The following is a 340-nucleotide window of genomic DNA, read 5'->3' as shown; positions in this document are numbered from 1 at the left end:
ACAGAACCCTCGGGCAACAGCGTTTCTACCTGTGCCGAATACAGGCCGCGTTTCACTTTCTTTTGAATCGCGTTATAGACAGCAGGCATCAGCTTATCAACATGGGTCCGTGCCCGAGCCGCGAGAACCGCCCGCGCCTCTTCCTGTGCGGCCCGTGCCTCGGACGCGCTAATGGCCTCTGTCTGTACACGGCGCAGCTCGTACTTGACGGAATGGTCAGAACCGCCCCACGCTGCTGAATCGTACGCACGATCAATCACGATGTCGTCGTCGATCAGCAGAATGTTACACGCTACGTCTACCCTTTTCCAATCAATGGTACTGACGACCAGTTCATACT

1 protein-coding gene is annotated in these 340 nt (G+C 55.9%); it reads right to left on the bottom strand.

Annotated features, from left to right (window positions below):
- A partial coding sequence (locus tag AC1RPR_RS08590) for a hypothetical protein (protein ID WP_481763531.1) occupies positions 1–340 on the bottom strand: 340 nt, incomplete at both ends.

The organism is Dellaglioa sp. CoH-57-MRSF-22 (assembly GCF_056781895.1).
The sequence above is the reverse complement of the archived record's forward strand: the minus strand, read 5'-3'. Positions and strand labels throughout refer to the sequence as shown.